The 14,942-nt window shown below is 69.1% G+C and carries 11 protein-coding genes; 7 read left to right on the top strand and 4 right to left on the bottom strand.

Annotation, left to right across the window (positions count from 1 at the left end; all coding sequences use genetic code 11):
• Positions 1-60: 60 nt before the first annotated feature.
• Positions 61-1,044, bottom strand: a complete 984-nt coding sequence (gene gntD, locus ACIF83_RS36760; protein ID WP_393481424.1) for a guanitoxin biosynthesis L-enduracididine beta-hydroxylase GntD — start codon at positions 1,042-1,044, stop codon at positions 61-63.
• 337 nt (positions 1,045-1,381) lie between these two features.
• Here gntD and ACIF83_RS36755 point away from each other — a divergent pair, with 337 nt between their 5' ends.
• Both ACIF83_RS36755 and ACIF83_RS36750 read left to right on the top strand, forming a co-directional pair.
• Positions 1,382-2,611, top strand: coding sequence for an ATP-dependent carboxylate-amine ligase (locus ACIF83_RS36755; RefSeq protein WP_398140291.1), 1,230 nt, complete (start codon positions 1,382-1,384; stop codon positions 2,609-2,611).
• On the top strand, positions 2,608-3,879 hold the full coding sequence (locus tag ACIF83_RS36750) for an MFS transporter (protein ID WP_398140290.1): 1,272 nt from the start codon (positions 2,608-2,610) through the stop codon (positions 3,877-3,879). The genes ACIF83_RS36755 and ACIF83_RS36750 overlap by 4 nt, the downstream gene beginning before the upstream one ends.
• A 98-nt stretch (positions 3,880-3,977) precedes the next feature.
• Here the strand turns inward: ACIF83_RS36750 and ACIF83_RS36745 are convergent, their stop codons facing one another.
• From ACIF83_RS36745 to ACIF83_RS36735, 3 genes are read right to left on the bottom strand one after another with little or no spacing between them, the layout of a single operon-like run.
• Positions 3,978-7,361 (bottom strand): molybdopterin cofactor-binding domain-containing protein, encoded by a 3,384-nt coding sequence (locus tag ACIF83_RS36745; RefSeq protein WP_399733710.1) that lies wholly within the window; start codon positions 7,359-7,361, stop codon positions 3,978-3,980.
• 10 nt (positions 7,362-7,371) lie between these two features.
• Positions 7,372-7,872 carry a (2Fe-2S)-binding protein gene (locus tag ACIF83_RS36740; RefSeq protein ID WP_393481412.1) on the bottom strand — a complete coding sequence of 167 codons (501 nt, stop codon included), beginning with the start codon at positions 7,870-7,872 and terminating at the stop codon, positions 7,372-7,374.
• Complete coding sequence (locus ACIF83_RS36735; RefSeq protein WP_399733706.1) at positions 7,869-8,600, bottom strand: FAD binding domain-containing protein; 732 nt, start codon at positions 8,598-8,600, stop codon at positions 7,869-7,871. Before ACIF83_RS36735 ends, ACIF83_RS36740 begins: the two co-directional genes overlap by 4 nt.
• Before the next feature lie 568 nt (positions 8,601-9,168).
• Here ACIF83_RS36735 and blsE point away from each other — a divergent pair.
• The 5 genes from blsE to ACIF83_RS36710 all read left to right on the top strand — a co-directional run bounded on the left by blsE (position 9,169) and on the right by ACIF83_RS36710 (position 14,908).
• Positions 9,169-10,176 (top strand): cytosylglucuronate decarboxylase, encoded by a 1,008-nt coding sequence (gene blsE, locus ACIF83_RS36730; RefSeq protein WP_393481407.1) that lies wholly within the window; start codon positions 9,169-9,171, stop codon positions 10,174-10,176.
• Positions 10,177-10,253: 77 nt separating this feature from the next.
• Positions 10,254-11,120 carry a CGA synthase-related protein gene (blsF, locus tag ACIF83_RS36725; protein ID WP_393481404.1) on the top strand — a complete coding sequence of 289 codons (867 nt, stop codon included), beginning with the start codon at positions 10,254-10,256 and terminating at the stop codon, positions 11,118-11,120.
• A gap of 35 nt (positions 11,121-11,155) precedes the next feature.
• Positions 11,156-12,340: a DegT/DnrJ/EryC1/StrS family aminotransferase gene (locus ACIF83_RS36720; protein ID WP_393481402.1), complete on the top strand. Its 1,185-nt coding sequence runs from the start codon at positions 11,156-11,158 to the stop codon at positions 12,338-12,340.
• A gap of 104 nt (positions 12,341-12,444) precedes the next feature.
• Complete coding sequence (locus ACIF83_RS36715) at positions 12,445-14,325, top strand: hypothetical protein (RefSeq protein WP_399733702.1); 1,881 nt, start codon at positions 12,445-12,447, stop codon at positions 14,323-14,325.
• A gap of 10 nt (positions 14,326-14,335) precedes the next feature.
• Entirely contained in the window at positions 14,336-14,908 is a 573-nt protein-coding gene (locus ACIF83_RS36710) for a TIGR00730 family Rossman fold protein (RefSeq protein WP_393481396.1), read from the top strand.
• Positions 14,909-14,942 lie beyond the last annotated feature (34 nt).

Raw genomic sequence — 14,942 nt, 5'->3', positions numbered from 1 at the left:
ACAGTGGCGTCGGGTCAGGTGACGGGGGGCCGGTCAGGGCCGGGGTCAGGCCCCGGGAGCTCATGCGATGATGCGGGTGTGCGTGGAGGTCCGCATGTCGCTGGAGCGGCGTAGATCGCGGGTGGAGACCGACTTCTTCAGCCACCGGTCCGTACCGTCGTAACGCGAGACGAACGCCTTGCGGCCGTGCACGGCACGGTAGTTGTCGATGAACAGCATGGTTCCGGCGGTCACGGTGATGTCCTGCTGCACCCTCTCGAGCTCGGCGATCAGCCGCTTCAGCGCCGCTTCGGCCTCGGCGTCACCCTCGAGGCACGTCATGAAGAAGGGGTCGATACGCAGGTAGGGGTCGTCCTGCGCGCCGAACAGGACGGCCACCGGCTCCGGCTCCTCCCGCATGGCCCGCAGCCTGCGCAGGCCCGTCGAGGTGGGGTCGGTCTCTGCCAGCTGCCGCAGGTGCTCCTCGTCGGGAAGGATCAGGAACCGCTTCTCGAAGAGGAGAGCGCGGTCGTCGTCGCTGATCCGGGTGTCCCGGATCGAGGCGAAGGTGGTCGGCACCTTGTCGTGGTTACGCACCCCGAACAGGCCCAGATAGTCGCAGCGGTAGGGGTGGAACCCGTCTTCCGTGTGCCACTCGAGCAGTACGTCGCTGCCGTGGCCGCTCTGCTGCTCCTCCTCGCCCGGGATGGGCAGAACGTTGTGCAGCAGGCGCCCCGCCTGCAGGGTCGACCAGCCGAAGACGTCACCGAGGCAACCCGTGAGCAGTGCGAGGTAGCACTCCTCGCGTCGGGTGGTGGTGCTTGCCGCGGCGTCCCGCCAGTGCAGCGGGGTCGGGCCGACTTCGTCGTCGAAGACGGGCAGGCCCTCGACGACGCAGGCCGCGGCCGGCTCGGAGCGACGGAACTCCTGAAGGAATCCGCGCAGCCCTTCGGGCAAGGCGCCGATGTGCCGCCAGACATCATCGTTGAACTCATGGGACGCGGGTTCTGCTCCATCGGCGAGCAGTTCTGATATCAGTGCCTCGATCTGATCGACCTCGGCCATGGAAAGGCTGTAAATGATAACAGAAGAGAGTTGCGGCATTTTCGATCCCCCAGCGAAAATTGACTGTGACACTCCCGGCGGCCGGATCACTGACTGCGCCTCCGGGGTAGCAGCGGAAGCGACGCTCAAGATACGGTGTGCAAATCTCAAGAGCAAGCCTTGACTTCCGACGGAGAGCAGGTTCGGTCCGCCGGGGGTGGGATGCCCGGATTCGCCCCTCTTTTATGTCGGGAGAAGTGGGGTCGGTTCACGGGTGACAATCCTTCGGGAGTCGTGCAGACTGTGAGAGATCTCGCGAAAACCGTCGACGACGGTGGAATATGGAGGGGGGATGGTCGTGCCTGACGTCGAACGACCATGTCTGCTGCTCGTGGATGACCGTCCGGGTAGCTTCACGGACTATGTCATGGAGCGCCCGGACATAGATGTAATTCTGCTCCGCTTTGAGCCGTGGTCGAACGCCCTGCCACAATCGTACGTGGCGCGCACAGAGCGGTTTCCGACCTTTGTGGTGCGAGCCGGTGAGACCTTGGAGTCGGCGGCGGACCACTACCGGGAATGGGTTGCGTCGCGCGAGGTGCAGCCCCGTTTCTTCTGTAATCCGCACGAGCCTCTCCAGGAGGTGTCGCAGCGCTTCGCGGGCCTGGTGGGCCTGCCTCACCTGGACACCGAGCAGGTGACCATGGTGCGGAGAAAACCGCAGATGAAGGAGCGCTTCCAGGAGCTCGGCATCCCCTGTGCTGAGTACCGCGAGGTGGCGACGGTCGAGGAGATCAGGGCCTTCGCGGATACGCATGGATGGCCGCTCATCGTCAAGCCGGTCGACTCTTTCGCATCGATCGACACCTACAAGATTGACGGTCCCGAGCAATTGGAGGAGCTGCCGGCACTCGACCAGCGGGAATGGATGGTCGAGAAATTCCTGACCGGCAAGGAGTATCAACTCTGTGCCGTGGTGGCGCGAGGAGTGGTTCTCGACGCCTGGCCGTCGTGGACGCCTGCCGCGCTGCTTGAGACGGTATCCGGGTCGATGAATGCGAATGTCACGATCGTTGATCCGTCGACGCTGCCGGTGGATGTCAAGGAATTGACGCAGAAGCTGGTCGACGGAATGCGTATCGACCACGGTTATCTGCATATGGAGTTCTTCCTCTCGGAGGACGGCTCCTACCACATGAGTGAAATTGGGGCAAGGATCGCCGGATGCGAGATACCTACGAACCATGGGCTCTCGCACGGCTTTGACGTGTTCGCCGTGACGCTGGACACCTACCTCGGTCGTTTCCCGGAACTCGAGTACACGCAGAAGCGCTGTGTCGGTGATCTGCTGCTGCCGGTGCGCGCGGGGACGATTACCCGGATGACCGGCCTGGACGAATTGAAGCGGATGCCCGGTGTGGTGGGAGGACAGCTCAAGTTCAAGACCGGTGACAGGGTCGATCCGCGCCGTGCGTCGAACGCCTCCTCCGGATATCTGCACGTGGAAGGCGAGAGCGTCGAGGAGACCGCCGCGCGCATGCAGTACATTCTCGACCGATTCGAATTCGAGGTGTCGGCCGCATCATGAGCACAGCGGAGACGGGAACGGAGAAGGTGGGGTTCATGGCCTTCTTCCGCAACCCGGACGTGCGGGCCCCCGTGGTGTGGGGCGCCCTCGGCCGGATGCCCCTGTACCTCGTCAGTCTCGGCATGGTCCTCTACGTCGCCGACCGCACCGGCAGTTACGGCACCGCCGGTCTCGTGCTCGGCGCCTACACCGTCGGGGGCGCGCTGTTCGGCCCGCTCATCGCGCGCGAGGTCGACCGGCGCGGCCAACGGGTCGTCCTGCCAGTCACCGGCCTGCTCTTCCCGGCGCTGCTGGCAGGACTCGTCCACAGCGTTCCGGATCATGTGGGCGCGGCACTGGTGTGGGCGCTGCTCTCCGGTGGCGCGATCCCTCCGGTCAGCGGTGCGATCCGGGCGCTGTGGGGCACATGGCTGACCGACGAGGCCGAGCGCCGGGCTGCCTACGCCATGGAGGCCGTGCTCGCCGAGGTGTTCGTCATCTGCGGGCCGCTGCTGCTCAGCGTGCTGATCGCCTGCTTGTCGGCGGGCACTGCCATCCTGATCGGCGCGGTGATCGCCTGTGTGGGCGCGGTGGGTCTGGCCTGGACGAAGGCAGGCAAGGAACTGGGCGTCACCGGGGCGGTCAAGCGGGACTGGGCGGGGCCGCTGCGCTCGCGTCCGCTGATCCTGCTGTTCGTGGTTCTCGCGGGCTGCACCTTCGCCCTCGGCATGTTCAACCTCGCCGTCCCGGCCTCCGCCGAGAAGTACGGTGCGCCCGGCGCGGCCGGAGTGCTGTACGCCTGCTCCGGCGTCGGCAGTGCGCTGGGCGGTGTCTGGTACGGGCGGCGCAAGTTCACCGCTCGCGTGGAACACCAGCTCACCTGGGGCCTGATCGCCTTCGCCGCAGGCCTCGGCCTCGCCGCTCTCGCCTGGGACAACTGGAGTCTCGGGGTTGCGCTGGCCATCGGCGGCGTCTCGATCGCTCCGCTGACCGCGATGGAGTTCATGCTGGTCAGCCGGCTCGCGCCGCAGCAGACGCTGGCCGAGGCGTTCACCTGGGTGATGACGGCCAACGCCATCGGCATGGCCGCCGGCAGCCAGGTCGCCGGCCTGATGGCCGATCCCTTCGGCCCGTCCGCCGTGTTTGCCACCGCCGCCTGCGCAGCCCTGGCCGTGACCGTCCTCGGCCACCTGGTGCGCGACCGCCTGGCGGATCCGGCCGGGCCGAGCGACGCCGAGCAGGAGGCCGGCACCGGCGTCGCCGCGGAGGAACCCGCGCACGAGGCGTAGCAGCGCCTTGCCCGCCGGTTCTGGTGCGGCATCACGCACAGGTCCGACAGGGGCCGGTACCCGCGTACCGGCCCCTGCTCGCATCCGGCGGCTCGGACTCATCGCACGGACCGGTCACGCGCGGCGGCCTGGGCGCGGATCACGTCGGCCACTTCCGCAGCGCCGTCCGTCCCGAGCAGTTCCAGCAGCAGCGGCTGCGGGGCGCCCGAGGAGCCGCTGCGCACCGCGGTGTGGGCCTCCGAGCCGAGCAGCGGGTGGAGCGAGACGTCGTCGGCGGCGGCGCGGATGCGTTCATACATGTAGCGGACGGTGACTTCCTCGCCCTGATCCCGCAGATCCCAGAAGCGGGCCCAGTCGATGACCCCCTGGGGCCAGTCCATGTGGCAGGACTGTGGCTGGCCGGTCCAAAAGGCGCGGGCGTTGAGGACCTGGCTGACGTTCTGCGGCGGCAAGGTGACCACGGGCATGCCGTGGTGCTGAAGCTGCAGCAGGGTGGTCAGGCCGGGCGAGGTGACGGCGAGCCCGCAGCCGGCCACCAGGCGGTCGAACTCGTCGGCGGTCCGGATGCCGACCGAGGTCAGCCGGTCGGTGCTGATGCCGAGGGCCTTGAGTGCCTCCCAACTGACCTTGCCGCACAGATGGATGTCGGCGTCGGCATGCTGCTGTGCGAGGGCATCCAGCAGTGGTGGCAGCACCGCCCGCAGATAGCTGTCGCCCAGGTTGCGGCCGAACGGCGACTCCAGGCCACCGACGTTGATCACGATCCGGCGCGGATCGTGGTCCACCGTGGTTGTGGGGGCGGGCAGGATGGCTCCCACCCAGTCGACGGGCTCGACCCTGCGCAGCGCCTCCCTGGCGGCGGTCGGCAGTTCGAGGGCGCGCTGGGCACAGTAAGCGGCCGCCTTGGCAGGCATGGGATCGGCCGCGGTCCACAGGAACGGCAGGCTGTCCATGAACACCACCGGAATGCCCAGCGACGCCAACCGGTCGGCGCCCTCGGGGTCGTTGGCCACCAGTGCGACGTCGATGTCGTGCCGTGCCACGATCTGGGCCGCCTCCGGCCCGCCCAGGTCCTCGACTCCCGGGTAGGAACCTTCCAGGACGCCCTCGCGAATGATCTCGTGCCCCAGGCTCTTGCCGAGCAGGACGGACCGTGCCTCGGGCAGTCGGTCCAGGACATGGCAGATCTTGCCCATGCTTCCCCAGCCGAACGGGTTGCCGTGCACGACGAGACCGAATGGCTTGCGCCGCTGTGCCGCCATGGCCGTCATTCCTCTCTGTGCTCTGTCGCAGGCCTGTGCGTCCTCGTGCTGGTGGTCGCGCAGGGCTCGCCAGGTTCTTTCGGGTGTGAACGGCGTGTGGCGCAACCGGACCCCGACCGCGTCGTGCACGGCGGCGGAGACCGCCGCCGCGATGCCGATCAGCGGTGACTCGCCGAGGCCCTTCGCGCCGAGCGGGCCGACCGGATGATGCGGCTCCTCGGGGAAGACGGCATCCACCTCCACCGGCCAGGCCGCCCCCGGCACACCGAGGCCGAGCAGTGTCGCGTCGTAGGCGGCGCCGTCGCCGTCGAACGGCAGGGTTTCCGTCAAAGTGCTGCCGAGCCCCTGGACGACACCGCCGATGACCTGCTCCCGCGCGGCGTCCGGCTGCATCAGCCGCCCGACGTCGTGGACAGAGGTCACCTTCAGGACCTTGATCTGCCCGGTGTCCGTGTCCACTTCGACGTCGGCCACCTGTACCCCGGCGACCAGTGCGTTGTCGGGGGCTCGGAAGGTGGCCTCGGCCGTGTGCCCGTCCCACAGGGGCGGCAGGGCCGCCGCGTCGGGCGCGAGCGTGTGCGAGGGCAGCCCCGCCTTGAGCTGACGGGCGGCCAGGGCCGCGGCATTCGCACTCAGATAGGTGCCGCGGGACGCGTAGATCCCGCGGTCCTGGCCGTGTGCGTCGAACTCCACGTCGACGAGGGCTGTGGGCACACCGGTCTCCTGCGCGGCGACGGTCGCGAGCAGCGAGTGCAGGCCCTGCCCGACATCCGGGCAGGCCGTGGTGACGACAATGCGCCCCGCGCGCACGGAACAGCGCGCACGGGCCTCGTCGACGCCTGCGGCGCCCGTGACGCCCGAGACGTTGGCCAAGCAGGCAATGCCGCGCCCGCGACGCAACCGGGGATGGTCGGTGCGGCGCTCGAGCGGCGGCAGAGCCTCCACCTCGGCCAGGCAGCGCAGCACGTTGTACGACTCGGCACGCCAGCCGTGCACAGGGTCGATGTCACCCGGCCGCAGCGAGTTGAGCCGCCGCAGCGCGACGGGGTCGATGCCGAGCGCATCGGACATCTCGTTCAGCTGTGATTCCACAGCGAAGACGACCTGGGGTGCGCCGTAGCCGCGATAGGCGCCTCCGGGCGTCCGGTTGAGGGCGACGCACTCACCGGTGGCCCGTGCCATGTCCACGGGGTACATCGACAGGGCGAGCGTCAGCCCGTTGGCCAGCACGGCGGGGCTGTGCAGGGCGTACGGGCCGCCCTCGGACACAGCGTGGATGCGGCGGGCCGTGATCCTGCCGGTCGCGTCGCACCCCGTGGTCACGCGCACGCTGAAGGGATGACGCAGCCGGAACATGGCCGTCAACTCCTTGCGATCCGTCTCGACGACGACCGCACGACCGTCCACGGCCCGGCTGCACAGGCCGGCGACGGCGTCGAGCAGGAACTCCTCTTTGCCGCCGAACGACCCGCCGATGGCGACCGGTTCGTACCTGAGATCGTTCGGTGCGACGCCGAGAATGCGCGCGAGGATGTCCCGGCTGAGCACCGGGCACTGGGTGTTCGACCACACGCGGCAGGTGCCGTCCGGACCGAACTCGGCGGCGGAGGTGAGCGGTTCGAGAAAGGCGTGCGCGGTGGCGTCCGTGCGGTAGGTCTCGTCGAAGACGTGCTCGCTGGCGGCGAGCGCCCGCGCGACGTCGTCCTCGTCGGTCCCGAAGGCGAGTTCGGCGAGGAGGTTGCCGCTGTCGGCGAATTCGCGGTGGGCCGGCGGGGCACCGTTCGCCCGGGCCGCCCGCACGTCGAGCACCGCGGGCAGGGGCTCTTCGACCACCGCCCCGGCCGCCGCGACGGCGGCGCGGGCCTCGGCCCGGCTGCGGGCGACGACGGCACCGACCACGTCCCCCGCGAACCGGGCCTCGGCGGTGAAGACCGCCATGTCCTCGCGTCCGCCGTGCGGATTGGCCGTGTGCGGTACACCGGGGTCCTCCTCGGGGCCGAGCACGGCCAGCACCCCGGGCATCGAGGCGAGCAGGGCGCGGTCGATCCGTACCTTCGCGTGCGGGCCGCGGGCCCGCAGCAGTCGTGCGTACAGAATGTCCTGCGGTAGGCGGTCCAGTACGAACAACGCCTCGCCGGCTGCCTTGGCGCGGGTCTCTCGGGCACGCGGCCGCTCGTCGGACCGGGTCATGGACGCGGCGGCTGAGGGGGTCGGCGACATGAATGGTTGCTCATTTCTGCTGTGACACTTCCGCGGTACCTTTCCGCGTGATGGCCCTGACCAGGCCGGTGTAGCCGCTGCAACGGCACACGTGTGAGCTGAGCACGTTCCGTACGACCTCTGCGTCGCCCAGATCCAGTCCCTCGCGGTGTGCCGCGACGCAACTGGCCACGATGCCCGGGGTGCAGAAGCCGCATTGGACGACGCTGTCGTCGGCCAGCGCGTCGACCAGGGCCGCCCCCTCCGGGCACGCGTGCAGGGTACGCGCCGTGGCGATACGGGTCCCGTCGGCCAGTCGGCCCACGGGGAGCAGGCAGGAGGGGGTGGCTGTGCCGTCTACGAGGACGACGCAGGCGCCGCAGGTGCCTTCCTCGCACCCGACCCTGACGGAGGTGTGGCCCTGCTCCCGCAGCCACCAGGCGGTGGCCTCCCAGGGGGACGCCACGATCTCGGTCGGTGTGCCGTCCACCTCCACGATGCGGGGGCGGTCGGTGGACGGGGAGTCGGTCACGCTGCCTCCAGACCGGCAAGTTCCTGGGTCAGTTGGGAGATGAGGACGCTGGTCATCTCTCTGCGGTACGCGGCTGAGGCGCGGTGGTCGTCGAGGAACTTCTCGACAGGGGGCAGGCGTTCGGCGTCGACGAGGACGGCGCGTGGGGTGGCGGCGCTCACGCAGAAGGTGTGGGTGCCGTTGGGGTGGCGCAGCCCGGCCACGCTGACCAGGCTCGGCGCCACCGTCTGATGGCCCGCGATACGCCGGAACGCGCTGGGGCCGGCCGCCCCGAGCGTCACGCGCAGGACGGCGAAGGGGCGTGCCAGGTCCGCCAGGTCGAGCAGGGGCAGCCAGCGCAGTTGCGGTGCGTCGCGGGTAAGGACCTGGACGCACGCCCCGTGCACGGCAAGTGCGGGCGTGAGGTCGCCGCCGTGTAGCCGACCGCCCAGTACCCCGCCTACGGTGATGAGCCGGCGCGCGGTGGGGCTGGCCGTGGCGGCCACGGCCGCGGCGACGGCATTGCGGCCGGTGAGCTCGAAGCGCTCCAGTGCGGCCAGGCGGACCATCGCGCCCACATGGCCCGCGACCGGGTCCATGCCCTCGAGCCCGAGCCCGCTCAGATCGATGGCGACGGCCGGCGGCCGGGGATGCATCGCCCCCGACATGATGCCGGCACCGCCGCCGACGACCTGGCCCCCCTGGGAGAGCGCGGAATGGAGTTCGTCCAGTGTTTTCGGAACGAGCACCCGATGCATGGTCCGCATTCACCGCCTCTGTTGCGAAATCAGCTCCGTTTGGGGCGGCAGGGTGGAAACGAGAAGAAGCCCCCGAGATAAGTATTCCTTGATCCCCGTCCCCGGCTCGCTCGGCCTCACCGTGGGGCCCACGAGCAGAAGCACGTTAGACGAAACCCCGAGGGTGATCAACCCTTGAGCTCACGCGGTGATGCGGATAGCTTCACCCCGTCGGCCGGTTCGCGTAGATCCGGAATTCATCGTTCCGAGTTTGCGCCCAGCTGCGGTTGTGTGCCGTCTTTACGGACACCTTTGTCGAAGGCGGCGGTCGGTCCCGCCGCGATAAAGGCGACGAAAGCACCCAACCGGAGGGCTGCCGTCCAGGCAGTGGGCGGAGGGTAGTTGAGGCACCGGTCAAGATCAAGATCTTGTATCGCTTTGGATTCTTGGGGTAGTGTCGCCGGATCAACGGGGGATGTTCAGGGGTGTGGTGCATAGGTCTTCGGATGCACGTTCTGTCCGGCATTCGCGCCGTGGGCTTCTCAAAGTATCAGCAGGGCTGACTTCGCTATACCCTTTTGTGGAGGACAGACGCTTGACTGGGCGTGACAGGTATCTCTTCATACGCATTCTCGAAGCGTGCAATGCGGACTGTTTCATGTGTGAATACGGCCTCTCGCGGGACCGTTTCAGGTATTCCGTCGAGGACTTCGCCGCGATCCTTCCCGAGGCGAAGCGGACCGGCGTCGGATATGTGCGGTTCACCGGGGGCGAGCCCCTGATGCACAACGACGTCGAGGAATTGGTGCGCCTCGGCACCGACCACGGCATGAAGATGTCCATCATCACCAACGGGATGATGCTGCCCCGCAAGATCGAGGCCTTGCAAGCCGCGGGCCTCGCCCAGGTCATCGTCAGCATCGACGGCGCCTCGCCCGAGACCCACGACGTCTTCCGCCGCAGCCCGGGCATGTTCGAGAACGGAATCCAAGGCCTGCGGATGGCAGCCGAGTTGGGCATATTGCCCCGGGTCAATACCGTGGTCGGGCCGCACAACTACGCGGAGATGCCCCAGCTCCAGACCATCCTCACCGAGGTCGGCGTGCGGCAGTGGGAACTCTCTGCGATCAAGCTGAACCGGCACATCGCCTATTCCGACCCCGACGACGTCCGCAAGGTCTGCGACCCGATCTACGAGGCGGACCCGGCCACCCACCTGATCCCCCTCGGGCGCCGCTTCTACGGCGACACCCCCGAGGAGCAGGAGCGCTACTTCACCACCTCCGTCACGCCGCGCGCCAGCGAACCGCTGTGTCACCTGGTCGACGACGTCATCTACCTCGACGCGAAGAACAACCGTGCGTTCGGGTGCAGTTGCCTGCCGCACCGCTCCGAGGACGAGGTCATGGGCGGTGCCCCGGTCGTCCAGGACGACGGCGCCGTGTGGCTGGACAGCCCCCGGTTCCGTAAGCACCAGGGCTACTTCCGGGACCAAGGGCCCACGGTCTGCACGGGGTGCTCCACCACCGCCGCCGGATACAGCGACGACGTCGCGCGTCTGGGCCGCGTGCCCGAGTGGCAGTTCTGAGCCCGAGTCGACGCGTCGTCACAGGTCGGAGAATGATGCATCACACCCCAGCCAATTCGTCCCCCTGGAATGTCCTCGTGGTTGCCGGGCGCACCCTTGACTCCCAGACCGCCGCCCGCCGCGCGGCCCACCACGTCACGGAGATGGAGGTGGTCCGCGTCACCGCCGAGGACCCCGACCAACTCCGCGCGGCGATCGCGGCCCACACGGTCCGAGCCGCGCTCGTCGTCGACGAGCCGTGGGCGACCCGGACCCTGCGGGCCGAGGGCATTCCAGCCCTTCATCTGTACGCGGACGCCGCGCCCACGGTCGTGCCGGTGGAGGCCGACTTGCGCATGGCCCACCGCCCGACGTGGTACGAGGACACGGCGGACCTGTCCCGCGGTGTCACGCCCGTGGCGTCGTTCGCGCCGGCCCGCCGCGGCTGGAGCGGCAAGCGCAAGGGTGCTCTGGTCGCCTTCGGCACCGGCACCGCCGGCACCGCCGACGTGCTCGACGCCGCACGCCGGGCGCTGCTGCCGCTGCTGCCACGGCTGACCGAGGCCGCGGAGGGCCCCTGCACGGTGGTGTGCGACGGCCCCGTCGACGAACTGCGCGCCCTGGCGGCCGATGTGACCGACACCACGGTCCTCGACACCGCCGACTGCGATCTCGACGAACTCCACTCCGGCTGCGGGGTGTTCACGGCCACGCCGACGCTGGCAGCGCTCACCCTCGCCCGCGGCAGAGGCGCGCCCCTGACCCTGCTGCCTGCCCTCGATGACATACAGCAGGACCTGCTCGACAAGGTCACCAAGGCGGTGCCCGTGCCGGTGTGTACCGCCCCCGACGCGTGGACCGTGCCTGCCGGGATCGACTGGGCGGTGTCGGACAGCGACGACGACCTCAGCGGCGCCCAGCGCGTCGCCCGCAAGCTCCGCCAACTGGTCCTCGCGCCCGTATAGACGACCCCCCCGCATAGCTAAGGAAAGTGAACGCTGTGAGCAGCCTCGAGAAGCGGCTTGGGCTACGCATGCTCCCCTTCGGCGCCAATTACCTCAACTGGTCCGACATGGGGGAGCTACGTCAGGCCATCGACAACGGCATCCTCTTCCGCTACCAGACCGAGACCGAGTCGGTCGCGGTCACCTTGGAGCGCACCGTCTGCGAGCGCCTCGGCGCGAAGCGGACACTCGGTGTGCACAACTGCACGGAAGCCCTGCGCCTTGCCCTGATCTCGACCCGGCCTTCGGTCGGCGACGTGGTCTACATCCCGGCGGTAACGTTCGTGGCCGTGGCCGGTGCCGTTCTGTCCTGCGGCCTCATCCCGATCCCCGTCGACGTCGACGAACGGCTGATGCTGGACACCTCCCTGCTGCCGGACGATGCCCAGCGCGTCATCGTCGCGCACATGGAGGGCTCGGTCGCCGACATCCCCGCACACGTCCCGTACGTCATTGAGGACACCGCCCAGGCCATGGGGGCCCGCTTCCCCGACGGCCGACACGCCGGAACGGTCGGATACGCGGGCACCTTCAGCTTCCACCATGCCAAGGTGCTCACCTCCGGCGAGGGCGGCCTGCTGACCACCAATGACGAGCAGGCCTACGAGGTCATGCGCTCGTACCACGACCACGGCTCCATCCGGATACCCGGCCGCTACCCGATCTGGGGCGAAGAGGCCTTCTACGGCGAGAACTTCGTCACCAGCGAGGGCGTCGCCGCGATCCAGCTCCAGCAGTTCCGCCACCTCGACGAGATCCTCGAGGGTCTGGAGCGGCACTACACGTTCGCCGCGGAGGCGATCAGTGAGCGGCTCGACATGACCGTCCTGCCGCGCCGTGAAGGCGAGACCCGGGTGAGCATCCGCGTAAGCTTCGAGAGCCGCGAACTGCGCGACCGCGCCGTCAAGGCCGTCACCGAGGCCGGCATCTCCAGCTGGACCCTGGACAAGTACGACCTGCCCGCGCACCCCGTGCTCGCCGGACGCCGATCCCTCTACGGTGACGGCTTCCCGTGGAACCTCGCGACCGAGGACATCCCGCGTTTCCTGAGCCGGGACGGCTTCGCCGCCACCCGTGAACGGATGGGCCGCATCCTGTGCCTGCCGCTCTCGCCGGAACTGGATGCCGCCGAGCAGGAGAAGTCGGCGAAGGTGCTCGCCGAGGTGCTGCGCCAGCTGTGACACCACGGGGCCGAACGCCCCGCCGGTCGTGCGGTGCCCTGGGAACACAACCCCGAGGGCACCGCACGATTGGCATCCGATCCTTGACCGAGGAGTACCACCCCATGCCCCCTGTGTCCCGCGGGACCGAGTCCCGACCGGCTTCGATCTTCACCGTATTCGCCGACGAGGAGGGGTACCGCACTGCGGTCCGCGACTTTCTCGCGACGCCCGCTCCTACGACCGTCCCGGTGTGGCTCGACGACCGCGCGGACCTGGTGGCCTCCGCCGAACGCGCCGCCGCCCTGTACGCCACGGTGGCCCGCCCCACCCCGTACGCCCGCGGCGTCCTGCTCGGCGAACACGACCTGCCGGCGGGCCTGGTGGAGCTGATCCGTCCCATGGCCGCACAGTGGGTGCCCGAGGACAGGCTCGACGCACAACTCTTCGCCACCGACCCCGGTGCCCGCTCGCTCCTCGTGGTCGGTGTGTACGACAAGCTGACGCTGGGGACCGTACGGGAGACCGCTCTTGCCGCCTACGCCCATCCGGGACTCAATCTCGCGTTCCTGACCGGCCGCGACGCCGCCTCGCTGGCCTGGTTCACCGCCAAGCAGTACGCCGCTGTGGCACCCGAGGTCACCGAGCTGGGCCTGTTCACGGCCACGGACCGGCCCGTGCCTGTCGAAGGCGTCCGGGTCTTCGACGAACGCCGCCTGGAAGCCGACGACATCCAGGCCCAGGTCCTGGATCCTCTGTGGCGCCGAGTGCTCTTCCAGGGCCACGGCAAGGACGACTCCGTCAATCTCGCCGAGTTCACGCTGTGCGGGCTGAGCACCGCCGCCCCGCGCCGGGCCGACCTGCTCGGCCCGCGCTGCGCCTACGGCCCCGACTGCTACAAGCCCAAGGACAAGCTGATCCGCCTGCACGAGGTGCGGGCGGTCGAGGTCGTGCTGAGCTCGTGCAACAGCGGACCGCTGGCGGACGCGGTGGTGTACGACCCCAAGTACCAGCTGATGCTGAACGCCATCGACGGCCCGGCCAAGGACGTCGTCGCCGCCCTCACCGTGCACGACTCCGACCGGCCCGAGAACGACGCCTGGATGCGTGGAGCGCTCGCCGGCACCGCCTCCACGCCGGTGCTGAACGCGAGCATCGGCACCGCCCAGCCCTACCCCGCGTTCGTGCACTACGGGCTGGCCGACGACACCGGCAGCGCCCCCGAGAGCCCCGCACAACGACCCGACCCGCTGCTGCTCACCACGTCCACCCGGCTGACGGCATACCTGGCGAGCGATCTGCTCCCGCACAACAACCCGCTGCGCCCGCGCTTGGAGAAACTGGCACGCAAGGTCGAGCGCTGGGTGACTCGCCAGGAGCCCACCGCCCAAGGGCCCGAGCGGATCCACACCGACCTCACAGCCGACCTGCAATCGCTCGACCACACGATCGGGACCGTGCTTGCCGAGGACCCGGAGAACGAACTCGCCGACTACCCGGGCCACTTCGGGGTCCGCAGCGTGCTGGACGAGTCGTCCGTACGCACCGTCGAGTGCACCTGCGGGCGCCCCGCCCAGGAGTTCACCAAGAAGGCTCTCGTCCCCACCGCGCTGGACACCCTGTCCGTGATCTGCCTGCGCTGCGGCGACGTCTCCTTCCGGATCCCCGGCGCGCCCGCCGTGTGGATCGACGCGGAAGACGAGGCGGCCGCGGGCGAAACCATCGAGGTCAGGGTCCGGGTCCAGGCGCAGCGCAAAGCAGCGGTGAACATCGGCCTGTTCGTGCCGCGCTACCTGCGTTCGGACTGCGAGATCCAGCCCGCCAGGCAGAAGGTGAAGGTCGCTCCCGGCAAGGAGGCCGAGGCGAGCTTCCGCCTTACGGTCGACCCGAACACGCCGTCCCAGGCCTACTACATGACGGCCTTCGCGGTGCAGGACCTCGGTGTCTCCACGGCCCGCCGTCACTTCGGTGTCACCCCGGCCGAGCCGGCCGCCCGCGGAATCTGAGGAGCCAGCCGTGCAGCGCATCACCGTCTTCTGCGGCGCCTCGGAGGGCGCACGACCTGAATACGCCACGGAAGCGGCCACGTTGGGGCGCACCCTGGCCATGGCCGGGATCGGGGTGGTCTACGGTGGTGCCTCCACCGGCCTGATGGGTATCGTCGCCGACTCCGCCCTCGCCCACGGCGGCGAAGTCATCGGTGTCATCCCCCGCGACCTCGTCGCACACGAGGTCGCGCACCAGGGGCTGACTGCCCAGTACGTGGTGGACTCCATGCATGAACGCAAGGCCCTCATGGCCAAGCTGGGTGATGGGTTCGTCAGTCTGCCGGGCGGGATGGGCACGGCGGAGGAGTTCTTCGAGGTGGTCACATGGGCTCAGCTCGGCTTCCACGACAAACCCTGCGCCCTGGTCAACACATATGGGTTCTACGAGCCATTGCTCGGCTTCCTGCGGCACGCCGCCGACGAAGGGTTCGTCCACCGACGCTACCTGGACAACATCTCCGTGGCCGCCCATGCCACGGACGTGCTCGAACTGCTCCGGATGCACCAGCCGCTGCCGCACCTGTTCGCCCCCGGCAGCTGACGGCCGATCCCCGATCCAAGTGGGCGGCCCCTCC

This window comes from Streptomyces sp. NPDC085866 (assembly GCF_044541035.1).
Lineage (GTDB): Bacteria > Actinomycetota > Actinomycetes > Streptomycetales > Streptomycetaceae > Streptomyces.
This window is presented reverse-complemented; position numbering and strand designations above follow the sequence as displayed.

Coding starts and splice junctions, on each gene's coding strand:
- gntD (WP_393481424.1), bottom strand. CDS start 1,044: ATGGCCGAGGTCGATCAGATCGAGGCACTGATATCAGAACTGCTCGCC.
- ACIF83_RS36750 (WP_398140290.1), top strand. CDS start 2,608: ATGAGCACAGCGGAGACGGGAACGGAGAAGGTGGGGTTCATGGCCTTC.
- ACIF83_RS36745 (WP_399733710.1), bottom strand. CDS start 7,361: ATGTCGCCGACCCCCTCAGCCGCCGCGTCCATGACCCGGTCCGACGAG.
- ACIF83_RS36715 (WP_399733702.1), top strand. CDS start 12,445: ATGCCCCCTGTGTCCCGCGGGACCGAGTCCCGACCGGCTTCGATCTTC.